Raw genomic sequence first — 25203 nt, forward strand, 5'->3', positions numbered from 1 at the left:
TAGATTACAAATAACTCCAGATAAATTAACGTCACCAAGCGAGCCTCACCTGGTAACGAATATATTATCTAAAATAATATTTAGCTGAATTATTAATGAAGGGCGTTATTTCTTCTTGTGGTAATAATCAAAGAAAGAAACAACATTATTTTCCCGATAGACGGGCGCCTGATCGGCATAGAGATTGGCATTGAGCTGGATCATCTCGCTGCGCATGGAATAAAAGGAATCGTGCATCATGGCCGCAATACGAATACAGCTGTCCATGTTGTTCTTGGCCAATTGACGCTGGCAGTCGATGCGAAACTGCAGGCCGCGCAGCCGCTGTTGCTGCTCTGGGCTGACCCGGTCGATCAAGCCCTCTATCTGCTGGCGCAGCAACTCGTCGAGCCGCTCGGGCTCCGCCACAGCCAACCGTCTCAAGGTATCAAAATCAGGCAACTCCATATGCCCTCCCGCGGCCAGCCGCTGCATGGTGATACTCAAACAACAACGATCAGCTCATAATTCAACCAACCGTATAAGAAGTTATATAAGACGATTACCCGCCTGGTTCAATCCATACAACCCTCTTTCGAACCCGATTGCGCCAAAAAATGACGGCAACGGCAAGCTGCCACTGGCTTATTCGTTATGGATCAACCGATTATTCCTGAATATTTTCCCTTAATTTGTTTATACATTTTTATGGCGACGACACCCGGGCCTTATGTCTTATTGAAAGGAAACCTGCAATATTGCTTTTCATTCGGCACTCGATGTTGAGAACCACACTCGCCGATACCTAGCCTCGTTTAACATATCTCACTGATTATGTTATTTTATTTGCCACTTATTCAGCGCAACCAAGAGCAGACCATGAGCAAGGCAAAAATCGGCATCGTCACCGTCAGCGATCGCGCCAGTGCAGGCATTTACGAAGACCTCTCCGGCAAGGCCATCATAGAGACATTGGGCGCGTATCTGACCTCTGCATGGGAACCCGTCTATCAGGTGATCCCAGATGAACAGGATCAGATTGAAGCAACCCTGAGCCGGCTGGCAGACCAGGAGCAGTGCTGCCTCATCGTCACCACGGGCGGTACGGGCCCCGCCAAACGGGATGTGACCCCGGAGGCCACGGAGGCGGTGTGCGATCGCATGATGCCGGGCTTTGGCGAGCTGATGCGGGCCGAGTCCCTCAAGTTCGTGCCAACCGCCATTTTGTCGCGCCAGACCGCCGGCCTGCGCGGCTGTTCGCTCATCGTCAACCTGCCGGGCAAGCCCAAGTCCATCCGTGAGTGCCTGGATGCGGTCTTCCCCGCCATCCCCTACTGCATCGATCTGATGGAAGGGCCCTATCTCGAGTGCGACGAAGCCGTCATCAAGCCGTTTCGCCCCAAGAAATAGGTAAATGGACGGGGGATGTGAACCCCCGTCCATCTCTTTTATTTGCGGCCGTATACCTTGACCCCGGCCTTGCTCCCCTCCGAATTGCCATAGACCTCGATCCGCTTGATGCAAAGGCGGCTGCCGAGGGATTTCCAGTCCGATTCCTGATCCGCTTTCAGATCCTTGTCAAAAGTGAGGGTCTTGCTGCTGTCGTTGCCATAAAACACCTTGACCCGGTTAAGGGTCAATTCCCGTCCTGCCTTGACCATGATGGACTTGGCAGGTCGGCAGACAATGATGGGAATAATGGCGGCATGGTCGCCCACTCCCAGCAAAAGAGTCTTGCCCAGCCGAAATTCATCATCGGCCATGGCCGGCGCAGGCAACGCCAATAAAAGGGTCGACAGCAAGAGCGCATTGAAGCCGCGGCGCAGGTGGGGTTGAACAGAGAAAACAGCAGATAGAACAGACATTATGCCTCCCTAAAAATGGGAGGCATCTTAATTCATCAAGACCAAACCCAGGCTGTACCGGCGCCCTGCCCGCAGGCAAGGCGCATGGCTTCAGGACCAGCGTTTGAAGATAAGGGAGGTGTTGATGCCGCCGAAGGCGAAGTTGTTGGACATCAGATAGTCCACCGCCAGCGCGCGACCATTGCCTACCACATGATCCAGCGGGGCACAGGCCGGATCCGGCTCGGTCAGGTTGATGGTGGGGGCAAACCAGCCCTCCTGCATCATCTCCAGTGACAGCCAGGCCTCAACGGCACCGCAGGCCCCCAGGGTATGACCGAAGAAGCTCTTGAGCGACGAGATAGGCGTCTTGTCGCCAAAAATGGCGGCGGTGGCGTGGCTCTCGGCAATGTCGCCCCGCTCGGTGGCCGTGCCGTGGGCGCTGATGTAGCCGATGTCGGCCGGTACCAGCCCTGCCTGGGCCAGCGCCATCTCCATGCAGAGCTGCATGGTCTCCTGCTGGGGCTGGGTCACATGGGCAGCGTCGCAGTTGGTGGCAAACCCCACCAGCTCGGCGATGATGGTGGCTCCACGCGCCTGTGCATGTTCAAGCTCCTCCAGCACCAGGGTGCCCGCCCCTTCGCCAATGACTAGTCCGTCCCGCTGCCGGTCGAACGGCCGTGGCGCCAGCTCGGGGTTGTGGTTCATCTGGCTGGTGGCAAACAGGGTGTCGAACACCACGGCCTCAGACGGGCAGAGCTCCTCCGCCCCGCCGGCCACCATCAGGGTCTGGTAGCCGTGCTTGATGGACTCGTAGGCATAGCCAATCCCCTGGCTGCCGGAGGTGCAGGCGCTGGAGGTGGGGATCACCCGTCCGCGCAGGCCGAAGAAGAGGCCGGTATTGACCGCCGCCGTGTGCGGCATCATCTGCACATAGGTGGTGGCCGTGATGCTGGCGGTGCTCTTGTCGTTGAGCATGACCCCGAAAGCGCGGATGGGATCCGTGCTGCCAGTGGAGGAGCCATAGGCGATACCGGTGCGACCGCCGGTCAGCACAGGGTGGTCGATAAGCCCAGCCCGCGCCAGCGCCAGCTCGGTGGCCACGGTCGCCAGCTGGGAGACACGCCCCATGGCCCGCGTCTTCTTGCGTGGATAGTGGGCAGGCAGCACAAAATCGGCAATGGGCGCCGCCAGTCGGGTGTTGAGTCCCTCGTAGATGGCCCACTCCGGCATGGTCACCACCGCATTACGCCCCGCCTGCAACTTTGCCCGCACGCTCGGCCAGTCCTGACCGAACGCCGTCACCCCGGCCATGCCGGTTACTACTACCCGCTTCATACCATACCGCCATTCACAGAGATAAGCTGGCGTGCCACAGAGACAGCGCCATGTTGAACCGACATCAGGCAAGAGACCCGTCGCATTCGCGTCATACCATGCCCCCGTTGATGGAGATGACCTGCCGAGTCACGTAGGCAGCGATATCCGACATCAGGTAGGAGACCAGCCCGGCCACCTCGTCGGCCTGCCCCATCCGCTTGAGCGGGATCAGCTTCATCGCCTCCTCTTTCACCTCGGCATCGACCATGCCGGTATCGATGAGGCCAGGTGCCACGCAGTTCACCGTGATCTTGCGCTTGGCCAGCTCCAGCGCCAGCGCCTTGGTGGCCCCCATGATGCCGGCTTTGGCGGCACTGTAGTTGACCTGGCCACGGTTGCCCATCAGGCCGGAAACCGAGGAGATAGTCACTATGCGGCCGCCCCGGCGCAGGCCAATCATCGGCATGATGCAGGGCTTGAGCAGGTTGTAGAAGCCATCCAGATTGGTGTGCAACACCCCGTCCCAATCCTCGTCCGTGAGGGCGGGGAAGGCGGCGTCACGTATGATGCCGGCGTTGCAGACCACGCCGTAATAGGCGCCGTGCTCTGCCATGTCCGCTTCCAGCCGCTCGCGGCAGCCCTGACGATCGGCGATGTCGAACTGGATCAGGCGCCCCTGTCCACCTGCGGCTTGCAGGCTCGCCAGGGTGGCCTCGGCACCGGCGCGGTCGCCGTGATAGTGCACGACGACGAAAAAACCGTCGGCAGCCAGCTTGAGGGCGATGGCGCGGCCTATCCCCTTGCTGGCGCCCGTGACCAATACGGTAGAGATCATGAAGCTTCCTTACGCTAACAAATCGGACAATTCGCCGGGTGCGGGTTGATAGGTCGAGAGGCGCGCAGTGGCGCACTCCTGCCCATCTTGCAGGATCCGGCATTCGAAACTGGCCATGCCGCCGTCTTGCAACAGGCAGCTGGCTTCAATGATGAGCAGGGCACCCGCCGCAAAGCGGGCGGGCTGGCAGCGATATTTGCGGGTACCGAGCAGCATGCCGATGCGCACCGGCTCGCCGCGCAACCGCCCCTGCATGCCGGCCCAAGCGGCTATGGTCTGGGCCATCAGCTCTATGCCTGCCCAGGCGGGCAAATTGCCCTCGCCATCGAGCAACAAGGCGTGTCGGGGGCCGACCCGGGTCTCGCAGCGCACCTGGCTCGCATCCACGGTGCAGATGTGGTCAAGCAGCAGCATGGGGGCCTGATGGGGCAACAGGGCCTCGATGGCGGGCAGCGGTATGCGCTCATTCATGAGGGTGATCTCCCGAACAGCAGGCTGACGTTGTTGCCACCGAAGGCAAAGGAGTTGGAGAGGATCCGGGGCGCCGCAAGCCGAGTGGCGCCACTCACCAACCGGATGGGGGCCAGCGCCGGATCCGCCGTCGTCACCCGCTGGATAGGTAGCGGCAGGGCCCGCTCCAGCAGCAGGCAGGCGAGCGCGGCCTCGATGGCCCCGGCAGCGCCCAGGGTATGGCCGGTGAGCGGCTTGGTGGAGCTGCAGGGTACCTTGTTCCCGAACAGGCGATGCACTGCCTGGCTCTCCATTGCGTCATTGAGGCGGGTGGCCGTGCCGTGCAGGTTGATGTAACCCACCTGGTCAGGCGCTATACCGGCCTGAGCCAGCGCCATCTGCATGGCCGCCTCGGCCCCCACGCCGTCCGGATGAGGGGCCGAGATATGCCAGGCATCGGACGACTCGCCCACCCCCAGCAAGGCCAGCGGCGCAGGCTGTTTGCTCAGCAGAAACAGCGCAGCCCCCTCGCCTATGTTGATGCCCTGGCGGCCGTTGTCGAATGGCTGGCAGAGTTTGCCACTCAGGGACTCCAGGCTGTCAAAACCGTTGATAGTCAAGCCGCACAGGCTGTCGGCGCCACCGACGATCACCGCATCCACCAGTCCGGCCGCCAGCATCCGCTGACCGCTGATGAAGGCGCGGGCGCTGGAGGAGCAGGCGGTGGAGAGGGTGTAGGCAGGCCCGGAGATGTCGAGATAACGGGCCAGAAATTCGGACGGAGAGCCCAGCTCCTGCTGGCGATAGTCAAAGGCCGGGGGAATTGCCTCCCCCCGCCGGGCGGCGGCGATCGCCAGCTCGGCCTCGCCGATCCCTGCTGTGCTGGTGCCAAGCACCAGGCCTACCCGCGCAGGGCCAAACTCCGCCAGCGCCTTGTCCAGGGCCGGGCGGATCTGCGCCAGCGCCGCCAGCAGCAGGCGATTGTTGCGCGAGGCATAAGGGGCCAACGCCGCCGGTATTTCCGGCAGAGCGCCCTCGACCCGCCCCACCGGGGTCAGGCGACCATCCAGCAAGGTCTGGTTGTGGCGGGTGAGCGGCGTAATCCCCTCTGCCTGCCAGGCCAGCATGGCCTCGGCGCAGGCATCCCTGCCCTCCCCCAATGCCGAAATGAGCCCGTAGGCCACGATATAACAACTCATTGGCTCAGCGTCTCCAGCTGCAGACGGTAGTGAAACACATGCTGTTGCAGGCTGACCGGCTCCCGTACGCCGCCCTTGTCCTGGTACCCGATCTCGGTGACCAGGGTGCCATCGGGGGAACGCAGCCGGCGCGTCAGCCCTTCATCCCGCAGCGTCCAGCCCGGTGGCAACTGCGGCTGCCAGCTGGCCAGCGGCCAGTAGCAGAGCATGACGTCCGCCAGCACCTGGGTCACGGGCGGCATGCCGGTGGCGAACAGCGGGCTCAGCTGCTGAGTCGCTATGCCCTGCTGGTCGTAACGCACCCGAAACAGCCGGATCCCGGTCGGGGTAAGGCCGACCAGGGTCAACTGGCTGCCATCGGCCTCCAGCACAGTCATCAGCTGATGGGCACCCTCACCCACAGTGGCCGTCAGCAACTGCTGGCGATAGAAGGGGGTGGCAAGCACGGGGGCAGGCAGCACCATGACGCTGCTCTTGTCGAGATAGGCGGTGGGGGCCGGCTGGCTGCTGCAGCCCCCCAGCAAAAAGATGAGTAATACAAACAGTGATCTCATTGTCATGTTGGCTCCCGGCTATCCTGCCCTGGCAACTGGGGCTCCCGCACCGCGCCATCCGGTTGCACGCGGTCCAGCACCAGAGGCGACAACAGGAAGGCAGTAAAGATACCGCCGCTCAACACCAGACCAAAGCCCGCTATGGCGGGGGTGTGACTCAGCGCCAGCAAGCCGAACGCCAGCTGGGTGGTGAGGTTCGCCAGCAGGATGGCGAGCAGGGTGGAACTCTGCCGCGCCAGCTGGTTGCCACAGTGGGCAAAGAAGAGCCCGTAGTCGATGCCGATGCCGAAGATGAGGCTGAGCGCCAGCACACCAAACAGGGTGAGCGGCTGGCCGCAGGCGGCGAGCAGCGCCAGCCCCATGGCGAGAGCAATCAGGTTGACCAGCAGCACCCGGGACGCCCTGGCAGCCCCCATCCGCCGCCAGAGCAGCAGGGCTACCAGGCCGATGGCCAGCAACAGCAGTTCGGCCAGCTTGATCCGGTAGTGGGCAAACAACTGGCTCCACTCGCTGCGTTGATCCTGCCAGTAGATACCCTGCTCGGCAGCTGCCAGCGCCGTCAGGGCGACCTCGTCCTGCACCCCGACCAGCGGCACCCAGATGGCGACGCGGCCATCCTCCAGCGAGTGCCACAGCAGACGGCTCCCCTCGCTGACCGGGCTGGCAAGCCAGGCTGCCGGGGTCAACCAGTCAGGCTGACGGTCGGGCCCTTGCCCCCCTGCTGGTATTGGCACTCCGGCCTCTTGCAGTCGGGTCACCACCCGGGGCAACAGGGCCCGAATGGCGGCCGCATCCTGCTGCTGGCGCGCCAGCGAGGGCAGCCAGCGACTGAGGGAGACAAAGTCCCGCAATGCGCCGCTATTTTTAAGCTCGACCAGCTGATCATCCAGTTGCTCCAGCCGTTGCAGCGCCTGCTCGGCATCCGTGCCGGTCACCAGAAAACCCTGCATGCCCCCCTGCTGACCGGTCAGGGCCTTGATCTGGTTCTCCTGCGCCTGCAGTTCCACCGGCAAGGGTTGCAGCCGGCGTATGTCGTCATCCACCTGCAGTTGGCTGATGCCAAGGGTGGTCAGCAGCAGGCAGAGCAGCGGCAGGCCGATGCGCACCAGGCGACGCTGCTGCCAGGCTCTGAGCCAGGCCATCAGCAGTGGCTGACTGCGCAAGGGTCGGGTCGGCAGGGGGCCCGACCAGCGCGGGAACAGGCAGAGCACAGTGATGAAGGCGCTGAACAGGCCCGCCAGTGCGCACACCGCCAGCTGTTGCAGCCCGGGGAAGGGGGCAAACCAGAGCAGGCCATAGCCGATCAGGGTGGTCAACACCGCCAGCGAGAGGCTCGGCAGCAGCCGTAGTCGGGTCTGATGTGGCGTCTCGTCGGCGCCGTGCAACCGTCGCTCGCACAGGAAGTGGATGGCGTAGTCGATGGCGATGCCGATGAGGCTGCTGCTGATCACCAGGGTGAAGAGATGGATCTCGCCAAACAGGATGAGCACAGTGCCCAGCCCCCACATCAGCCCCACGCAGATGGGCAGCAGGGAGAGCAGCAGCGCCCGGGTCGAGCGAAATACCCCCCAGATAAGCAGAATGACTCCGATCATGGAGCCAAGCCCTATGGTGGAGATGTCCTGCTGGGCCAGGTTGCTGGCGTGCTGGCTGTAGAAAAGGGTGCCACGGCGCAGCAGCTCGGCACCGGGATAGGCTTCGGCCAGCCGGAGCTCGGCGTTGTCGAGTACCCTCAGCAACCCCTGATTGCGCTGGATATCGAAGGCGGAGAGATCCAGCTCGGCACGCACCATGAACCAGTCGCGACCCGCCTTGTCCCGGCTGACCAGCCAGCCCTCCTTGAGCTGCATGGGGCCGCGGGCCTCTGCCAGCACCCCGGCCCGGGTCAACAACAGCGGATCGCTCTGCCACTCGGCGCGGGAAACGCCGCCAAAGGGCGAGTAGATCTGGCCAAGCACCCATTGGCTCCAGCCCTCGGCGCCAGCCGCCAGCCGGGCCCGGCCAGCTTCATCCAGCCGCTGCCAGGCGAGACTGTGCAGATAGCCCTGCCAGGCAGGGGCCAGATCGGGCTGATAGCCCTTGATATGGGAGAAGGCCGCTATCTGGTCGAGCTGTTTTACCCACAGCTCGGCCGCCGCCTGCCCGTTCTGTCCGGCAGGCAGGCTCAGCATCCAGACCAGCTGGCGATCGAGCTGTTGCAGCAAGCCCTGCTGCAACGCCGGATCCAGATCGCTGCGGGATTCATGGGGCAACAGATCCATCAGGCTGGTGTTGATGCGGCTGTGGGGCAGCTGCCAGACGAGCACGGCCACCAGCAGAAGACAGAGACCGATCCAGATAGTGCCAAGCCGACGCCAGGTGGTTTCAGATTGCAGCAAGGTCGATTCTCCCGGCCAAACCAAGGGCAGTGGCAAGGTACAATACGGGGCTAGTGGGCAGCAAAGCGGGCCTGCTCCTCGTGGGTCAGTGGCAGGCTTCGCTCCTGCCAGGCGCTGAAACGGATGCGGGTGCTGTCACCCTGCTTGTCGGCAATGACCAGCTCATCCAGCTGACCTTGCCCGCTCAGGGTGAGGCTGGCGAACACCTTGTCCAGCGGCGTCAGGGTCGGCACCAGCAGCAGCTGCCAGCCCGCCTCCGTGCTCTGAAAATCGATCTTGAAGTAGCGGCTCAGGGTCGCCTCGTCCGAGCCGAACAGCGCCAGTAGCATCTGGCTGAATTCGAGCAGCTGGGGACTGTCGATGACGGTGGCGGGCTGACCCGCCATCTGCTGCACCATGCGTTGTGGCGTCAGGGTCAGGGTCAGGGCAAAGGGCTTCTGCTGCTGCCACCAGAGACCAAGGTCGCGCACCAGCAGCAGCTCGCCGGAGGCCTTGAGCGGCTGGCTCAGCCCCGCCACCTGTTTCTCCTGCTCGAAATGGGCCTGTCTGACCGGACTCAGGGTCAGCAACTGCTGTACCTGGTCACGGCTCAGTGGAGCCGCCTGCAGCGGCAACGCCAGCAACAGGGCCAGTCCGACTATCAGCCGGTTCAAAAGAGGGTTCACTGGCTCACTCCCAGCTTGTCCAGCAGCACCTGGGGCGAGGCCAGGCACATCTCGCCGCTCGCCTTGCTCACCGCCACCTGGATGCTGTAGCCCTTGCTGGTGCGGGTGCCGCTCGCGGCATCGCTCAGCAGATAGTCGATCTTCAACCGGTTCTGGTACTCGGTCAGGGTGGCGCGCACCCGCACCCGCTGGCCGAAGCGCAGCGGCGCCAGATACTTCATCCGGGTGTCTATGATGGGCCAGAGGTAGCCGGAGGCCTCCATCTGCGGGTAGTTGTAATCGATAAGATCGAGCAGGGCGCAGCGGGCCAGCTCTACGTAGCGAAAGTAGTGACCGTGCCAGGCGACCGCCATCATGTCCACATCGTGGAAGGGGATGGTCACTTCCACTTCAGTGCTGATCTGCCAGGGTTCATTCTGCATGGGTTGTCTCATAGGGAGTGCCCCTGCCAGACCAATGCAGCCATCATGTCCACGTCGTGGAAGGGGATGGTCACTTCCACTTCAGTGCTGATCTGCCAGGGTTCATTCTGCATGGGTTGTCTCATCAATAGTGACCTTGTTTCAGTCCTGGCTCGGCCCATAAAGGGGGTAGTGACGCAGGCGAATGCGGGCAATCAGCGCCCTGAGCTCCTGCTCCAGCGCCCTGTCTTCCAGCAGAGGCGCAAACTCAGCCCGCACCTGCTGCACCATATGGGCCAGGGCCGGGCTGAGCGGCCGGGTGAAGGGCGTGGGCAGGGCCAGGCGCAGCTCGACCCCCTGTACCGCCGACAGCAGGCAGGCGGCTCCGACCTGCTCGGTCAGGGTCAGCACCCGCAGGGCATCCCGCGCCGCTATAGTGCCCATGCTCACCTTGTCCTGGTTATGGCACTCGGTGGAGCGGGAGAAGACGCTGGCGGGCATGGTCTGCTTGAGCGCCTCCGCGGTCCAGGCAGAGACGCCGATCTGCACCGCCTTGAAGCCGTGGTTGATCATCTGCCGCCCGGCTGGTGCCCCCGAGAGGTTGCTCGGCAGGCCGCCGTTGAACTTGGTGTCGACCAGCTGGGCCAGCTGGCGGTCCAGCAGGTCGGCCAGATTGGCGATGGCCGTCTTCATGCTGTCCATCGCCATGGCGATGTGGCCGCCGTAGAAGTGGCCGCCGTGCATCACGTGCTCCCCCTCCCCGTCGATCAGCGGGTTGTCGTTGGCGCTGTTGAGCTCGTTTTCGATGAGCTGGCGCCACCAGGGCAGGCTGTCGGCCACCACACCTATGACGTGGGGGGCGCAGCGCAATGAGTATCTGTCCTGCAGCCGGTCGCTGTGGCGCGGCAGCTCGCCGGCCACCAGATCCGACCTCAGCCAGGCCGCTATCCCCTGCATGCCAGGGTGGGGCTTGGCGGCAAACAACCGCTCGTCGAAGTGGAAGGCGTTGCCCCCCATGGCGACGCTCACCAGCGCCGTGATCCGGGTCGCCAGTTGCATCAGGTAGTCGGCGCGAGCGTAGGCGAGACAGGCCAGCGCCGTCATTACCGAGGTGCCGTTCATCAGCGCCAGCCCCTCCTTGGGCCTCAGGGTCAGGGGGGTAATCCCCAGCTCCCGATAGACCTCGGCGGTGGGACGCAGCGCGCCATCGTGATGGAGTTCGCGCTCCCCCACCAGCACGGCGGCGACGTAGGAGAGCGGCGTCAGATCGCCGCTGGCACCGACGGAGCCCTCTTGTGGAATGCGCGGTATGAGATCCTGCTCCAGCAGCCAGCAGAGCCGTTCCAGCAAACCCGGACTGACCCCGGAGACCCCCTGCGCCAGGGAGCAGAGCCGGGTCGCCAGCACGGCGCGACCGGCATCGAGGTCAAGATCCTCCCCCAGCCCGCAGCCGTGGAAGCGGGTCAGGTGCAGCGGCAGCTCTGGTACCAGCTCGGCAGGCACGGGTCGGGTCACCGAATCCCCGTAACCTGTGGTCACCCCGTAGATGACCCCCTCCTCGGCCAGCAATCTATCGAGAAAATCAGCCCCCCGCTGGATGCGCGCCATAAAGGCGGGATCCCGGTTCAATGCCGGGCGGGCACGGCGCTCTGCCAGCGCCACCACATCTTCGATGGTCAACGGCTCGGCACCGAAGGTGACGCACTTCATCTCACTCTTGTTCATCGGTCAGCTGCCAGAAATCAAAAAAGTTGAACCAGTCCAGCGGGGCGCGCAGGCAGTGATGCTGCAGGCGATCGGCATAGGCCTGCACCCGGGACGCGAGTATCTGTTGTCGCCCCTGGCGCGGCAGGCTGAGGCTGTCGGCAAAGGGCTCGAAATGCACTCGAAAGCGCCCCTGCTCCTTGAGGCCGAACATCAGGTAAACCGGGCAACCCAGCACACTGGCCAGGGCAAAGGGACCGAGGGGAAAGGGGGCCGGCGCGCCGAGAAAATCGGCCCAGACCACCCGCTTCTCCCGGGTCACAGAGGTGCGATCGCCGACGATCACCACCCACTCCCCCTGATCCAGCTTCTCCTTGAGCAGGATGGCGGTATCGGCCCCCATCTCCTGCACCTGGATGAGGTTGAGCCGTGAATCCGGGTTGATCTGCTTGAGCAGGGCGTTGAAGCGGGCCGCATGACGGGTAAAGACCAGCGCATTGATGCGTACCTCCCCCTTGCGACTGCCAAGGGCCCGGCACAGCTCGAGATCGCCGAGGTGAGAGCCCAGCAGCAGCAAGCCCTTGCCGCTGTTGATGGCGGCATCGTAGTGATCCCTCCCCACCAGCTCGACCTGATCCTCGGCTATGTCGCCGCGCCAGCCGGCCAGCTTGTCGAGCGCAGACTCACCAAAGCGCAGGAAGTGGCGAAAGCTCGATCTCGGCTCAGGGGGGAGCCGTATGCCCTGAGTGCGGGAGAAGGCCTCAAGCCGGGCCAGATAGGCTTGGGATGCCTGACGCTGGGCGCGGCCGGTCAGCCAGAAGTAGCCGATGACGGGGTAGAGCAACAGGGAGAAACCCCGCCGCCCCAGCAGACGATAGCTGGCCAGCATGATCTGCATGCCGAGCAATGAGCCGCGCTCCGGGGTGCGCGACCAGTGGGTCCGGCGCTCGCGCCACAGCCGAGTCGCCCATGACCAGAGGCGGCGGGGCCCGCTCGCCAGACGCAGCAGCAGATCCAACAACAGGCGGCACACCAGCCGGGTGTGCATCCAGGAGATGTCGCGGTTGTCGCGCCAGAGCTGGAAATGAGAGCTGCCATCGGCGGGATAGATGACCCGGGTCGGCACGAAGCGCACCGCCACCCCGGCCCAGTGCAGGCGAACCATCACCTCTGTGTCAAAATCCATCCGCCTGCCGAGCGCAACCCGTTCGAGCAGCGCGCAGCTGGCCGCCAGCGGATAGACCCGAAAGCCGCACATGCTGTCCTTGATGGCAAACGACAGCGTCTCGATCCAGACCCAGACATGGGTGATGTAGCGGCCATAGAGGCGCCCTTTGGGCACGGAATCGTCATAGACAGGGCGCCCCGAGATGAGCGCATCGGGATCCCGGTGCGCCTCGGCCAGCAGGGCCGGAATGTCTGCCAGATCGTGCTGGCCATCGGCATCCACCTGCAGGGCGTGGCTGAAACCGAGGCCATGGGCGTGGCGCAGCCCCGTCATCACGGCACCGCCCTTGCCCTGGTTGTGCGAATGGCGCAGCAGGGTGACCCAGGGGTGGCGGGCGGCCAGCGCATCCAGCGCGGCGGCGGCGACGGGTTCGCTGCCATCGTCGATCAGCAGGCAGGGCAGCTCATATTCGGCCAGCCGATCCAGCACGGCGGCCAGGGGGCCGGCATGGTTGTAACAGGGGATCAGGATGCAGGGTGTCATGGGATGAAGCGCACCCGTCCGCTGCTCGCCAGCTCGTTCCCCAGCGTATAGCTGAAAACGAGCTGCTCCTTTTGTGGCTGCCACTGCAGGCTCAGGCTGCACTCGGCCCCCGGCCGCAGCGGGCGCTGAAACTTGAGCTGATCCAGCCCGTGAAACGGCAGACTCAGATTGAGTCGGCTGGCGGCATAGTGCATGACCCAGTGGATCTGGGTGACCCCTGGCAGCAGGGGCGCGTCAGGAAAGTGGCCCGTAAACCAGGGCAGGTCCGGATCGAGCCGCAGGTGCAGGCGCACGCCGTCGGCCAGCGTCTCGCAGCCCAGCACTGTCGGCAGCGAGTTCATCGGCAGAGTGTCAGCAGAGAGGCTCATCGAACAGCTCCTTGAGTTGTGGCCAGGGACGTTTGCCCTGGGCGTTGACGGGCATGCACTCGACCCGGCGCAGACTGCGCGGCAGGGCGACCGGTTCGAGCCAAGGGCGCAGCTGCTGGCGCAGGGCCAGCAGGAAGCGGCCCTGACCCAGCTCGGTCCAGCGGGCGGCCCCCACCTCGCTCAGCACCAGCACGGCGCCGAGGATCTGGCGCTGGCCCTGCTGCAGAGGCAGCACGGTGGCCAACTCCACCTCCGCCAGCGCCTGCAGGCGCGCCTCCACCTCGTCGAGGGAAATGCGCTTCTCCTCCAGCTTGATCACCCTGTCCTGGCGCCCCAGCAGCTCGAACCCTGCCTCCTTCATCAGGATGCGATCGGCGCAGGCCAGCCAGCCGTCCTCTGCCAGGAAGGGGGAGCGCAGCAGCAAGCCCTGATCCGGGCCGACCCGCACCTCAACCCCGGGCAAGGGAGTCCAGGGGGTCTGCGCCTGATTGCGCTGGCACCAGCCGATGCCGCCGGTCTCGCTGCTGCCGAAGATCTCCACCGGCAGCTGGCCGAGCAGGGCCTGAGCCTGCTGGGCATCCTCGGATTGCAGGGGCCCGCCGGAGGAGACGATAAGGCGGCAGCCCGCGGCGGGAATGGCCGGATCGAGCCGGCTGAGAAACGCGGGGGAAGCGATCAGCACCCAGGGGGCGGTTTGCACCGCCAGTTGCTCCGGATAGTCGATACTGCGGCGATCGAACGGACGCCCCAGGGCCAGAGGCAGCAGGATGCGAAACAGCAGGCCGTAGATGTGCTGGTGACTGACGCTGGCCAGCACCCGAGTGTCGGCCAGGGCCTGGCCCCAGAGCGCCATCTGCACCCGCAGCTCGGCCTCCAGCTGGGGCCAGGCTTTGGGGATGGCCTTGGGCTCGCCGGTGGAGCCCGAGCTGAACAGGGTCAGGTCGAGACGTTCGGGAGCCAGGTCGGCGTGCTCTGCATCCCGCTCGCCATGGCAATCGGCCAGCGGCAGCCGCAGCTGGGGCACATCAAGCTCATCGCCTGGCAGCTCGCCATCGGTGAGCAGGCCGTCAAACTGATCCCGCAGCGCCAGCAGCCCGGCCACCCGTTGATGGCCCGGCAAGATGGCCTGATGACCGCCGAGGGCGCAGGCCAGCAGCGCCTGGGCAAACAGCAGACTGTCATCGAAACAGAGCGCCCAGCGCGCGCGAGGCTGCCCGGGGCGAGCATGGCGTGCCATGACCCGGGCCAGTTGCAGGCTACCAAGACGCAGCTCGGCCAGAGTCACCTCGCCGCCTTGACCGAACGCCACCAGCTGGTCGTCGTCCCGCTGCCAGAGCGTTTGCAGCAGGGTCATGGGGCCAGCCTCTTCATCAGTCGCCGGCGTACCAGATACTCCCCAGCCATCAAAGCGCCCATCAACCCATAGCTGATGAGGCCGTTGTAGAGGCCCCAGAGCGCCAGATCGCCGTACCAGATGGTGAAGGCCGCCAGGGCGCCATTGACCACGAAGAAGCCGCACCAGATCTGGGTCACCCGCCGGGTGTAGCCGATGGCGACATCCGGCAGGCGGGGATCCTGCAAGCGGGCCAGCCGCTCCACCAGACTCATGGGGCGGGTCAGGCTCCAGCCAAACAGGCAGAGCAGCGCCAGGCTCACCGCCAGCGGGTAATAGAGCAACCAGTGGCGGGCAGAGAATAGCGCCGACAGCAGGGTCAGCCCCAGACCGATGCAGGCCAGCAGGCGACCCAGCCAGAGCCACTCGGGCAGGGGACCAAACCGGACCCGCCGCTTGAGCAGACCCGGCAGCAGCCGCAAGGAGAAGATGACCAGCAGACCCACCAGCAGCGGAGTCTGGCTGGTGTGAGTCAGCCCCCAGTACACCGCCAGCGGGTAGAGCAGGAGGGCACCACCGGCCAGCCAGGAGAGCCAGCGCGTCATGATCTGGCGCGCATCCGCATCAGGCGCCGGCGAGCAGACGCTCGACCGCATCCACAACGTCATTGACGCTGCGCACCGACTTGAACTCTTCCGGCTTTATCTTCTTGCCGGTCAGCTTTTGCAGGTGCACTACCAGATCGATGGCATCTATGCTGTCGAGCTCGAGATCCTGATAGAGGCGTGCCTCGGGAGTGATGGCCTCTTCATCGACTTCGAACAGATCGACGAGGGCGGTTTTGATCTGGGCAAAGATGTCGTCACGGGTCATGGCTCAGGCCTCCCCTTTCGACTGGGCCTGCACCAGGGCGACCAGGGCTGCGACTGAGGCAAAGTGACGACGGGTATTCTCATCCTCGGCGGAGAGCACTATGCCGTAGCGGCCCTTGATGGCAAGGCCCAGCTCCAGCGCATCGATAGAGTCCAGTCCTAGGCCATCACCGAACAGCGGGGCCTGGCTGTCTATATCTTCAGGGGTCAGTCCCTCGAGGTTGAGACTGTCGATGATGAGTTGTTTGATCTCTAGGTGCAGGTCTTGCATAACTGTTCCATACGCTGTCATTGGGGCCCTGTTTGCAGGGTCCGGGTGAGAAAACGGGTCAACTGGCGCGCGGCCAGAGCGCTGCTCTGTCCGGTGGCGACCACCTCGTCTGGCGCCACTTGCGGCAGGAATTCTATGGTGAAGGTCGGCTTATTTTCCGGGATCTTGAACCATTTGTCCTGCTTGGTGAGAAATCGGGTGTTGCAGTGGATCCGCACCGGTTGCAGGGGCACCTGGCTGCGCACCGCCAACTGGGCGGCGCCCCGTTGCAACTTGATGGGCTCCCCCGGTGTGGTGCGGGTGCCCTCAGGGAAGATCAGCAACAGACCGCCGGCCTGGATCCGCGCCATGCACAGGGGCAAGAGGCGCTCCGCCTCTACGTTGGGAATATAATCTGCCGCCCTGACCACGCCGCCCACAAAGGGGTTGCGCCAGAGGGATTGCTTGACGATGCAGTCACACACCGGCATCTCGGCGGCCAGCATGACGTAATCGAGCAGGCTGGGGTGATTGGCCACTACCAGGGCGCCGCGCAAGTCGGCGGGCATGCCGCTCACCCGATAATCCAGCACACCCCAGCCGCGCAGTACACAGAGAAACAGCCGAAAGCTGTGACGTATGGTCAGCTGGGCCAGGGTACGCCGTCGCTCACCGCGCAGGCAGAGCGCCAGCAACGGAAACCAGAACAGGGTGAGCAGCAGACCGCCCACCCCGAACAGGGCGAAGCCAAGGGCCGTGCCAAGCAGGCGCCAGCACAGGTTCAGCGCCGCTGCCATGTCCACTCCTGCCGGCCATTGCAAAGGGTCAGTGCCGATTCATCCCGCAGCAGGGCCCGCCAGAAGGCCAGCGACTGAGGCAAAGTCGAAGTTGCCCCGGATCCCGGACTCACGCCACTCGCAGCTTGGCAGCACCACTGCTCACCGGCCTGCAATATCAGCCCCAGTGCATGGGGTGGCGCCTCGTCTGGCAGCCAGGGGCGATGAAAATCCGGCACAGGCCCCTCGAACGCCACCAACAGCACCTGCCGGGCACCGGCGTGCAAGGCCGCAACCGCCTCGGTAAACCCCGCCATCAATCCGCCCTCCCCCGCCGCCAGCGACGTCATGGGAATGGCGGCCTGGCCCTGGATGGAACAGAGGCCGGCGGCCGTATTGTGGACTGACATGGAAAAATCCGTGGGAGAGAGCGCCTGTCTGGCCGCCAGCGCCTGCAACAGGGTCACGGAACGAGCCAGCTCGCCGTGTCGACTGACGAAGATGGCGTAATCGACGGGATGGCGAGCCAGCAGGCTCAAGCCGACCTGCACCGCCAGCCGGGAACCCTGGCTCAGGCGGCGCGCCATCATCATGGGCAGCAAGGGGGTCCCGGGGAACGGGGGGTCAGCGGGCCATTGTCCCTGCTGTGCCCACGCCTGCCAGTCGCGTTCGTCGACCAGACCCGGTGACAGTGCCTGACTAGCTTGCAGCGAAAAAGAGAGCATATTTCAGGCAACCTGTCCTTAACATTTGGCGTGAGCGCGAAGACGGTAAAAAGCACTCACCCGCTGGGCAGTGCCTGCTCCATGGAAATTAACAATTGGAGTCATCACATTAATGCTGCGCGAATAATACCATTATTCGTCAAAAATAATAGCTGGCGCAGATTATCTATTGGCATAGTGATTGAAAATAAATGATTTGTGTTGTCTCATTGCCATGCCCTCAATATTGAATATCGTCGCAAGGAATATTATGAAAGTTATTAACAAGGTATCCCTGTTGCTGGCCTGCGCCCTGCTGGCCGCCTGCTCTACCAGCCAGCCCATTCGCAATATGGCCGCCAACCCGGTTGCCTTTACTCTGACTGAAGATCAGGTAGCCAGTGCAATTATCACGGCGGGGATCAGTAAAAGCTGGGTAATGAAAAAAGAGAAGCCGGGACTTATTCGCGGCCAAGTCAATGTGCGCCAACATCAGGCGGTGATCGATATTCCATATAGCGCTCACGACTATTCCATTAATTATGTGAGCAGCGTCAATCTGGATGATAAAGGCAAGGGCAACATTCATCGCAGTTATAACCGCTGGGTACTGGGCCTGAATCAGGCCATCCAGACCGAACTCGCCCGCGCAAACAGCCGCTGATCCGGCAGGAGCCATCCAGTGAACCACTATCAGGCAGACCCCTATAACGCGCTGGAGGCCATCAGTGCGGCCCAGAAGATCGCCTTCGGGCCCATGTTGTTCCAGGCCAGCTGGTGTCTGCGTGAAACCGGGGTGCTCGCCTTTCTCGAGACCTGTGGCCAGCAGGGTGCGCCGCTGACGGACATAGCCCAGGCGTGCGAGCTGAGCGAATATGCCGTCAGCGTTCTGCTGGACATGGGGCTCAGCGGCGGACTCTGCTACCTGGCCGGCGAACACTATGTGCTGGGCCGAGTCGGCAAATATCTGCAGCACGATGCCATGAGCCGGGTCAATCTCGACTTCACCCAGCATGTCTGCTATCAGCCCCTCGCCCACCTGCTCGATGCCATCCGTCAGGGCACACCGGCCGGCTTGCAGGAATTCGGCCCCTGGCAGACCCTCTACCCGCACTTGAGCGAGCTGCCGGAGCCTGCCCGCAGCAGCTGGTTTGCGTTTGATCACTTCTACTCCGACTGGGCGTTCCAACAGGCCCAGGACAAGGTGTTCAGCTATGAGCCAAGCCACCTTTACGATCTCGGTGGCAACACCGGCAAGTGGGCCATCGCTTGTGCCAAGCGGGATCCCGCCCTTCGCGTCACCATTCTGGACTTGCCCGAGCAGCTGGCACTGGCCCGCCTGAATATTGAAGAGGCGGGTCTCGGCAATCGAGTACAGGATCATGAGGTGGATCTGCTGCAAGCTGGCTCCTTGCCCGGCGAGGCAGACATCTGGTGGATGAGCCAGTTCCTCGACTGCTTCAGCCACGAACAGATAGTCGCCATCCTGAACCGGATCCGGCTGGCCATGCAACCGGACGCCAGAGTCTGCATCCTGGAGCTGTTCTGGGACCGGCAGACCTTCGAAGCCGCCAGTTTCAGTCTCAACGCCACCTCCCTCTACTTCACCTGTCTGGCCAACGGCAACAGCCGCTTCTATCACTCCAAACAGATGTACCAGTGCCTGCGCGAGGCGCATTTCCATGTGGAGGAAGAGCACGAGATCCCGGGCCCTGGCCATACCCTGCTGGTTGCCCGCCCGCTGCACACGAGGCCATAATGCCCGCCGCAGATCGGATATAACGATGAAACCTGAAGGAGCACGGCATGATGCGTAACTGCATGGCACTGTTGGCACTCGGCCTGACCCTGGGCACATTGACCAGCGGATGTGCCGACATCAAGGAGGCGGGCAGAACCGTGGGGCATACCACCCGCAACGTGACCCGCGAGATTGGTCACACCACCCGGGATGTGACCCGCGAAATTGGTCACGGCACCCGGGACACCGTCAAGAAGATAGGTGACGGCCTGAACGACTGACAACAGGGGCCTAGGCCCCTGTTGTCGTTGCCGCGAGTCAGTTGCCCCACATGGCCATCAGCCGTGATTCCATGGCCTCTTCCTGTTCATCCGGCAGCCCGGTGAAAAGATCCAGTCCGGTCTGCTCCTCCACCGCATCCACAGTCACTATGTAATCCGCAAGCCGGCTGGCCGATACGTTCTGTTGCGGCAGAACGAAGGCGATCGCCTCCTGGTTGGCCACATCCATCACCACCCGGTAGTAGGCGTGGGGCACAGTTACACCGTTACCGATGGCGCCATCGGAGTTGGTGAAGATGGGGCCCGTGATCACCTGAACATCCTGATAGGCGATGGCCCACTGGCGGGTCTTCTCTTCCAGAATGCGCCAGGCCCCCTGATTGAGCGCCGGTAACTGCGGCGTCATGTTGGTCAGCAGGAAGCTCTGCTTCATGGTAGCGGCGGTGGAGCGCATGTCCGCCGCGGGCGCCTGATGACCCCTGTCGTAGCCCGACCCCTTGTAGTCCGCCAGGGTAGCGCGGAACTGCACCGGCACCTCCCTGTCTTCAGCGAAGGCATCCTTGCGCGGCACCTGACCCTGGGCGCTGGCCGCCGTCATACGGTAAGAGACCCAGTCTGCGACCTTGGTGTCATAGTTGTATCCGGCGGCATAACCGTCCCGGCACAACAGCTGACTGGATTGACTCGGGACCCCGAGTTTGACGTGATCCTTGCACTGGAAGCCTGCCGTCAGGGCCGGGAAGGTGGTGAGAGTGAATCCGATAGCCAGAACTAATTTATTGATATTATTCATTATTATGCCACTCCTTGTATTGGGCGGAGTGATTTGACACCAGGTCGGATGAGTTAGGCAATCGAACGGATTGTGAGCGTGTAGAAATTGTGAAGAGGGCTGCAAATCGGTGAAATCCCCGTCGCCAGCTGGGGGATTGTCATCCCCTTGTCATTATGATGAATACGGTACCTTGGCTGTGTTATCAGAGAGATAGGGCCATGAAAAAGCGGGGCATCAGCCCCGCCTGGATTCAGACTCACGACCCGGTCAGCTCTTGACCTGAGGCCTGGGTGTATCGGCTTGGGAGGGCGGCAGGATCGGCAGCACTATCCGGGGCTGCTCGCCGGTCAGGCTCTTGAGGTAGGCGGTCATGTCGTCGGCCTCCTGCTCGCTCAACGCCTGGCCCAGCTGGATGTCCGCCATTATCTGCACCGTCTCCTTCAGATCCCAGACTGAACCGTCGTGGAAGTAGGGGTAGGTCAGCTCGATATTGCGCAGGGTCGGCACCTTGAACCAGCCGATGAACTGCTTCTCGCCCGTCACGCCGCCACGGCCCTGGGCCGGGTTGTCGGTCTTGAACGGCTTGACCAGCCCCATCTTCTGATAGGAGTTGCCACCGATGGCCACCCCGTTGTGGCAGGCGGTGCAGCCCTTCTCCTTGAACAGCTGATAGCCCTTCAACTGCTGCGCCGTCAGCGCCTTGCCGTCTCCCTTCAACCAGCGATCGAACGGCGCGTTGGGGGTGACCAGGGTCTCTTCGAAGGCGGCGATGGCGTCTGTCACCTCATCGATGCCAAAGTCCGCCTTGCCGTAGACGGCGCTGAAACGGCTGCGATATTCGGGCAAGGTATGCAGGGTATCCACCGCCAGCTTGTGGGTGAAGGCCATCTCCAGCGGATTTTCGATGGGGCCTGCCGCCTGCGCCTTCAGATCCTTGGCGCGGCCATCCCAGAACTGCACGAAGTTGAGGCTGGAGTTGAGCACTGTGGGAGAGTTGATCGGTCCCTCCTTCCACTTGTGACCGAGGGAGCTGACCTGATTGTCCACCCCGCCGGTCGCCAGGTTATGGCAGGAGTTGCAGGAGATGGCGCCAGATTTGGAGAGCCTCGGCTCGAAGAACAACATCTTGCCCAGCTCGACTTTCTCTGGCGATCCCACCTTGACTGCCTCGACGGGTTGGATCGGTTCGGCTGCCCACCCCATCCCCGGCAGGCCCAACGCCAGCAACAAATAATATTTATTCATTTTTCTCTCTCCCTTGTGGCTGTGCATAACAGCAACCTCAGCCTGACCGGGAACGCTTGTGCGTTATTTGCTCAAGATCAAACGAGACCAACAAAAACCACAATAAAAACAATGAATTACTATATTTCAGACGGACTAGTGGCGGGGACTTGCGAGGCAAAAAAGAGCCGAATTTCGATGGGTTAATTATGAACAAATTCATCTTCAACAACAGCCGATTAATTAGATTGCTGTCATTGAATAAAGCGATTATTCAATATGCAGTGGCAGCCACCTGTTAATTAGATTCATTTTATATGCATCATAAATATGATCTGTCATATGGCTGTTAATAATAAAAATACTGTCTAACATTCTGTATCCCGTATTTTAGATAATGCCATCCACTGTTCCTTCACTTATTAAGGAAGCGGATGGCTGTGCTTTTCAATCAAGATAAGGATGTATGATGAGAAAGTCTCTGTTGGCCTGCTCTCTGTTGCTCTGCCCCGCCGTCTTCGCTGCCACCCCGCACTGGGAGTACAACGGTGAGGCAGGGCCGGCACAATGGGCCAAACTGACGCCGGAATTTGGCCAGTGTGCAGGCAGCAACCAGTCGCCGATAGACCTCGACGGTCTGGTAGACGCCAAGCTGGTTCCACTGCAGTTCCACTATCTGGCGGGCGGTAAAACCCTGGTCAACAATGGCCATACAGTACAAGTCGGCTATGCCCCGGGCAGTACCTTGATGCTCGATGGCATGCGCTTCGAGCTCAAGCAGTTCCACTTCCATGCTCCCAGTGAAAACCTCATCAAGGGCAAATCCTATCCGCTGGAAGGGCACCTGGTGCACACCAATGCCAAGGGCGAGATCGCCGTGCTGGCCGTGATGTTCGAAGCGGGCAAGGCCAATCCGGCGCTGACCCGGGCCTGGGATCAGTTGCCAGCGAAAACGGGCGAGATCCACGCCCTCAAGGCGCCGCTTTCGGCCGAGCAGTTGCTGCCAGCCAATCGCGACTACTACCGCTTCAGCGGTTCGCTGACCACACCGCCCTGCTCGGAAGGGGTGCGCTGGCTGGTAATGAAGCAGCCGGTGCAGGTGAGCCAGGCCCAGATCGATGCCTTCAAGGCGGTGATGCACCACCCCAACAACAGACCCGTGCAGCCGCTGCATGGTCGGCTGGTATTGCAATAACCCACCCGGGCGATCACAGCGCCGAAATAGAAAAGAGGGCCAAGGGGCCCTCTTTTGCATTCACCGCAAGTCGTTACAGGCTGGCGGCGATACGCGCCCCCAGGGCGGCGTTGTTCAGCACCAGCTGGATATTGGCCGCCAGCGAGTTGCCACCGGTCAGCTCACACACCCGCGCCAGCAGGAAGGGGGTGGATGCCTTGCCCTTGACTCCCTGCTCGTCCGCTTCCCGCAGCGCCTGCTTGATGGCCGCATCTATGTCGGCCTTGGGCATGGCGAACTGGGTCGGGATCGGGTTGGTGACCACGGCGCCACCGGCCAGCCCCAGCTCCCACTTCAGACGCAGCGCCTCGGCGATCGCCGCCGGAGTATCGAGGCGGTAATCCACCTTGAAGCCGCTTTCGCGGGTGTAGAAGGCGGGCAGCTCCTCGGTCTGATAACCGATGACCGGCACACCCTGAGTCTCCAGGTACTCCAGGGTCAGGCCGATATCGAGGATCGACTTGGCACCGGCACACACCACGGCCACCGGGGTCTGGGCAAACTCCTGCAGATCCGCCGAGATGTCAAAGGTCTCCTGGGCACCGCGATGCACGCCGCCGATACCGCCGGTGGCAAACACCCGGATACCGGCCATGGCGGCGATGATCATGGTAGAGGCGACCGTGGTCGCGCCCAGCCCCTTGTTCGCCAGCACGAAGGGGATATCCCGTCGGCTGCACTTGGTGGCGTCGTGACCGGCCCGGCCCAGCGCCTCCAGCGCCCCCGCATCCAGACCCACTTTGAGGCGGCCATCCAGAATGGCGATGGTGGCCGGCACGGCGCCGTTGTCGCGCACCACTTGCTCTACCTGGCGCGCCGTCTCCACGTTCTGCGGATAGGGCATGCCGTGGGAGATGATGGTGGACTCCAGGGCAACGACAGGCTTGCCGGCGGCCAGGGCAGCGGCGACTTCAGGTTGGATATCGAGGTAAGCGTTCAACATGGGTACTCCTCCAGCATGCGTTCAACGGCGGCCTTGGATAGGCCGGAAAAGACGGTATCGGAACAATTGACGGTGAGGGCGGCGCAGCCGAGGGCGAAGCGGGTGGTGTCGGTCATGTCGCTCTCCTGCAACCAGGCGTGGGCCAGCCCTGCCATGAAGGCATCGCCACCGCCGGTCACGTTGACGACAGGGCTGCCGAGCACGGGCAGATGGCCCTGGCACTCCCCGTCGCTATAGAAAATCCCCTGATCGCCGAGGCTCAGGAACAGCCGCTGCACCCCGGCGCGGTGGAACCAGGCTGCCGCCATGGGCCAGGTATCGGGCCCGGCTATGGTGAAGCCGCACAGCTGCTCGGCCTCGCTGCGGTTGGGCTTGAGGGTGTGGATCCGGTGCAGCCAGGGGCGGATCTTCTCCACCTTGGCCACTGAGACTGTGTCGACGAAGATGATGTGCTCCCCCTGGCGCTCGAACAGCCAGTCCAGGGTGTGGGTGGCAAGGTTGGTGTCGAGCACCCAGAGCCGAGCCGCGCCGAGGAAACCGGTGAGCGGGGTAAGCCGGGCCGGCGTAAGCTGGTCGATGATCGCCATGTCGTTGACGGCGCAGCTCATCTCGCCGCTGCCATCGTGCAGGCTTAGGTAACAGGAGGTGGCCTGCCCCTCCAGCACCAGCACCTGGCGCACGTCGACCCCGGCGCGCTGGCTCACTTCCAGCAGATGATGACCGTACTGGTCGTTGCCCACCGCAGTCAGCAGCCGGGTGTCGGTGCCAAGCCGCGCCAAGTTCTCGGCTATGTTGCGCCCTACCCCGCCGGCGGAGGTGCGCACCTTGCCGGGGTTGGAATCGCCGATGCGCAGGTTGTCATGACTGCAGCCGCAGATATCCATATTGGCACCGCCGATCACCACGGCGTAGGGGCCTTCCCGCAGCACATAGCCCCGCCCCTGCACATAGCCCTGCCGCATCAAGCTGGAGATATGGCTCGCCAGCGCCGAGCGGCTGATGCCGAGGCGATCCGCCAGCTCCTGCTGGGCAATCATGGGATCCTGGCGCAGCAGGGCGAGGATCTCTTGTTCACGCTCAGTCATAGACAAACATCCAGTTACAAACGTTTGTCTATTATTTATGAAAAACGTTTTCCTGCCATCTTCTCGTGCAAGAAATGTCGGGTCAGCCACAAAAAATCACCGGGCAAGCCCGGTGGTCCTCAATGGGATATGTGCAGCCCGCTCAGCCCAGTTGCACCCAGACCTCGCCGCCATCCAGCCGCACCGGCCAGCAGGCGACGCTCAGGGATGGATCATCCAGGCAGCTGCCATCCATCAGGGCATAGCGCTGCTTGTAGAGGGGCGAGGCGACCACTGGCTCGCCACCACAATCCCCCACCAAACCCCGACTCAGTACAGCCACACCGGCCAGGGGATCCAGATCATCCAGCGCATAGACCCGCTCGCCGAGCCGAAACAGCGCCAGGGAGCGACCGTCCAGCCAGGCGCTGCGCCCCGACTGCTCCGACAGGGCCGAGATCGCACATACCCGCCGCCACTCACCATGCTTGCTCTGCAATAGCGCATCCCTGACGCCCTGCATCTCTGCCCCTTGTTGCCGTTCACCCAGCGTCTCCTGCCCTGCATTCTCGTTGGCATCGCTCATATCACCTCCTTG

At 62.8% G+C, this 25203-nt stretch carries 29 protein-coding genes; 5 read left to right on the plus strand and 24 right to left on the minus strand.

Features of this window, described 5'->3' with window-relative positions; translation table 11 throughout:
• Positions 1-105 precede the first annotated feature (105 nt).
• Complete coding sequence (locus AC1P02_RS00170) at positions 106-447, minus strand: DUF3135 domain-containing protein (protein ID WP_021140758.1); 342 nt, start codon at positions 445-447, stop codon at positions 106-108.
• A 411-nt stretch (positions 448-858) separates the two neighbouring features.
• Between AC1P02_RS00170 and mog the strand changes: the two genes are divergently transcribed.
• On the plus strand, positions 859-1389 hold the full coding sequence (gene mog, locus AC1P02_RS00175; protein WP_485183490.1) for a molybdopterin adenylyltransferase: 531 nt from the start codon (positions 859-861) through the stop codon (positions 1387-1389).
• Between the two features lie 38 nt (positions 1390-1427).
• Here the strand turns inward: mog and AC1P02_RS00180 are convergent, their stop codons facing one another.
• The 18 genes from AC1P02_RS00180 to AC1P02_RS00265 form a co-directional block, all read right to left on the minus strand.
• Positions 1428-1844 (minus strand): DUF2541 family protein, encoded by a 417-nt coding sequence (locus tag AC1P02_RS00180; protein WP_485183492.1) that lies wholly within the window; start codon positions 1842-1844, stop codon positions 1428-1430.
• A 90-nt stretch (positions 1845-1934) separates the two neighbouring features.
• Complete coding sequence (locus AC1P02_RS00185) at positions 1935-3161, minus strand: beta-ketoacyl-ACP synthase (protein ID WP_485183494.1); 1227 nt, start codon at positions 3159-3161, stop codon at positions 1935-1937.
• Positions 3162-3252: 91 nt separating this feature from the next.
• Positions 3253-3978 (minus strand): 3-ketoacyl-ACP reductase FabG2, encoded by a 726-nt coding sequence (locus AC1P02_RS00190; protein ID WP_005317763.1) that lies wholly within the window; start codon positions 3976-3978, stop codon positions 3253-3255.
• Between the two features lie 9 nt (positions 3979-3987).
• Positions 3988-4449, minus strand: a complete 462-nt coding sequence (locus AC1P02_RS00195) for a hotdog family protein (RefSeq protein WP_485183497.1) — start codon at positions 4447-4449, stop codon at positions 3988-3990.
• Positions 4446-5627, minus strand: a complete 1182-nt coding sequence (locus tag AC1P02_RS00200; RefSeq protein WP_485183499.1) for a beta-ketoacyl-[acyl-carrier-protein] synthase family protein — start codon at positions 5625-5627, stop codon at positions 4446-4448. Before AC1P02_RS00200 ends, AC1P02_RS00195 begins: the two co-directional genes overlap by 4 nt.
• A complete protein-coding gene (locus AC1P02_RS00205) occupies positions 5624-6181 on the minus strand; it encodes a DUF3261 domain-containing protein (protein ID WP_461854921.1) in 558 nt (185 codons plus the stop codon). Before AC1P02_RS00205 ends, AC1P02_RS00200 begins: the two co-directional genes overlap by 4 nt.
• 2 nt (positions 6182-6183) lie before the next feature.
• Entirely contained in the window at positions 6184-8559 is a 2376-nt protein-coding gene (locus AC1P02_RS00210) for an MMPL family transporter (protein WP_485183500.1), read from the minus strand.
• A gap of 50 nt (positions 8560-8609) precedes the next feature.
• Positions 8610-9224 (minus strand): outer membrane lipoprotein carrier protein LolA, encoded by a 615-nt coding sequence (locus tag AC1P02_RS00215; protein WP_485183502.1) that lies wholly within the window; start codon positions 9222-9224, stop codon positions 8610-8612.
• Entirely contained in the window at positions 9221-9646 is a 426-nt protein-coding gene (locus tag AC1P02_RS00220; RefSeq protein ID WP_058393706.1) for an acyl-CoA thioesterase, read from the minus strand. The genes AC1P02_RS00215 and AC1P02_RS00220 overlap by 4 nt, the downstream gene beginning before the upstream one ends.
• 141 nt (positions 9647-9787) lie before the next feature.
• Entirely contained in the window at positions 9788-11350 is a 1563-nt protein-coding gene (locus AC1P02_RS00225; protein WP_485183505.1) for an HAL/PAL/TAL family ammonia-lyase, read from the minus strand.
• The gene (locus tag AC1P02_RS00230; RefSeq protein ID WP_485183507.1) at positions 11337-13040 is read right to left on the minus strand and encodes a glycosyltransferase family 2 protein; all 1704 of its coding nucleotides are present in this window, start codon (positions 13038-13040) and stop codon (positions 11337-11339) included. Before AC1P02_RS00230 ends, AC1P02_RS00225 begins: the two co-directional genes overlap by 14 nt.
• Entirely contained in the window at positions 13037-13408 is a 372-nt protein-coding gene (locus AC1P02_RS00235; RefSeq protein WP_485183509.1) for an ApeI family dehydratase, read from the minus strand. The genes AC1P02_RS00230 and AC1P02_RS00235 overlap by 4 nt, the downstream gene beginning before the upstream one ends.
• Positions 13392-14762 (minus strand): AMP-binding protein, encoded by a 1371-nt coding sequence (locus tag AC1P02_RS00240; protein WP_485183511.1) that lies wholly within the window; start codon positions 14760-14762, stop codon positions 13392-13394. The genes AC1P02_RS00235 and AC1P02_RS00240 overlap by 17 nt, the downstream gene beginning before the upstream one ends.
• Positions 14759-15409, minus strand: a complete 651-nt coding sequence (locus AC1P02_RS00245) for a COG4648 family protein (RefSeq protein ID WP_485183513.1) — start codon at positions 15407-15409, stop codon at positions 14759-14761. Before AC1P02_RS00245 ends, AC1P02_RS00240 begins: the two co-directional genes overlap by 4 nt.
• Positions 15366-15614 carry an acyl carrier protein gene (locus AC1P02_RS00250; protein WP_005317801.1) on the minus strand — a complete coding sequence of 83 codons (249 nt, stop codon included), beginning with the start codon at positions 15612-15614 and terminating at the stop codon, positions 15366-15368. The genes AC1P02_RS00245 and AC1P02_RS00250 overlap by 44 nt, the downstream gene beginning before the upstream one ends.
• A 3-nt stretch (positions 15615-15617) precedes the next feature.
• Positions 15618-15884: a phosphopantetheine-binding protein gene (locus tag AC1P02_RS00255; RefSeq protein ID WP_005317803.1), complete on the minus strand. Its 267-nt coding sequence runs from the start codon at positions 15882-15884 to the stop codon at positions 15618-15620.
• Between the two features lie 17 nt (positions 15885-15901).
• Entirely contained in the window at positions 15902-16660 is a 759-nt protein-coding gene (locus AC1P02_RS00260) for a lysophospholipid acyltransferase family protein (RefSeq protein WP_485183516.1), read from the minus strand.
• Positions 16645-17364: a beta-ketoacyl synthase chain length factor gene (locus AC1P02_RS00265; protein WP_427268881.1), complete on the minus strand. Its 720-nt coding sequence runs from the start codon at positions 17362-17364 to the stop codon at positions 16645-16647. The genes AC1P02_RS00260 and AC1P02_RS00265 overlap by 16 nt, the downstream gene beginning before the upstream one ends.
• A gap of 181 nt (positions 17365-17545) precedes the next feature.
• Here AC1P02_RS00265 and AC1P02_RS00270 point away from each other — a divergent pair, with 181 nt between their 5' ends.
• From AC1P02_RS00270 to AC1P02_RS00280, 3 genes are read left to right on the plus strand one after another with little or no spacing between them, the layout of a single operon-like run.
• Positions 17546-18007, plus strand: a complete 462-nt coding sequence (locus AC1P02_RS00270; RefSeq protein WP_011898409.1) for a hypothetical protein — start codon at positions 17546-17548, stop codon at positions 18005-18007.
• 18 nt (positions 18008-18025) lie between these two features.
• Positions 18026-19102, plus strand: a complete 1077-nt coding sequence (locus AC1P02_RS00275) for a methyltransferase (protein ID WP_427268880.1) — start codon at positions 18026-18028, stop codon at positions 19100-19102.
• A 47-nt stretch (positions 19103-19149) separates the two neighbouring features.
• On the plus strand, positions 19150-19365 hold the full coding sequence (locus tag AC1P02_RS00280) for a hypothetical protein (protein WP_427268879.1): 216 nt from the start codon (positions 19150-19152) through the stop codon (positions 19363-19365).
• Positions 19366-19402: 37 nt separating this feature from the next.
• Here the strand turns inward: AC1P02_RS00280 and AC1P02_RS00285 are convergent, their stop codons facing one another.
• Positions 19403-20158, minus strand: coding sequence for a DNA/RNA non-specific endonuclease (locus AC1P02_RS00285; protein WP_485183519.1), 756 nt, complete (start codon positions 20156-20158; stop codon positions 19403-19405).
• A 249-nt stretch (positions 20159-20407) separates the two neighbouring features.
• On the minus strand, positions 20408-21385 hold the full coding sequence (locus AC1P02_RS00290; protein WP_427268877.1) for a cytochrome-c peroxidase: 978 nt from the start codon (positions 21383-21385) through the stop codon (positions 20408-20410).
• A gap of 448 nt (positions 21386-21833) precedes the next feature.
• On the opposite strand from AC1P02_RS00290, the gene AC1P02_RS00295 reads away from it, so the two are divergent.
• Entirely contained in the window at positions 21834-22559 is a 726-nt protein-coding gene (locus AC1P02_RS00295) for a carbonic anhydrase (RefSeq protein WP_234595099.1), read from the plus strand.
• A 73-nt stretch (positions 22560-22632) separates the two neighbouring features.
• On the opposite strand, the gene AC1P02_RS00300 is transcribed toward AC1P02_RS00295, so the two are convergent.
• The 3 genes from AC1P02_RS00300 to nirD form a co-directional block, all read right to left on the minus strand.
• Positions 22633-23541, minus strand: a complete 909-nt coding sequence (locus tag AC1P02_RS00300) for a pseudouridine-5'-phosphate glycosidase (RefSeq protein ID WP_427268876.1) — start codon at positions 23539-23541, stop codon at positions 22633-22635.
• On the minus strand, positions 23535-24626 hold the full coding sequence (locus AC1P02_RS00305; protein WP_058393692.1) for a PfkB family carbohydrate kinase: 1092 nt from the start codon (positions 24624-24626) through the stop codon (positions 23535-23537). The genes AC1P02_RS00300 and AC1P02_RS00305 overlap by 7 nt, the downstream gene beginning before the upstream one ends.
• A 142-nt stretch (positions 24627-24768) precedes the next feature.
• Entirely contained in the window at positions 24769-25191 is a 423-nt protein-coding gene (gene nirD, locus AC1P02_RS00310; RefSeq protein ID WP_485183522.1) for a nitrite reductase small subunit NirD, read from the minus strand.
• Positions 25192-25203 lie beyond the last annotated feature (12 nt).

The organism is Aeromonas sp. TS_SC_11, from assembly GCF_057318915.1.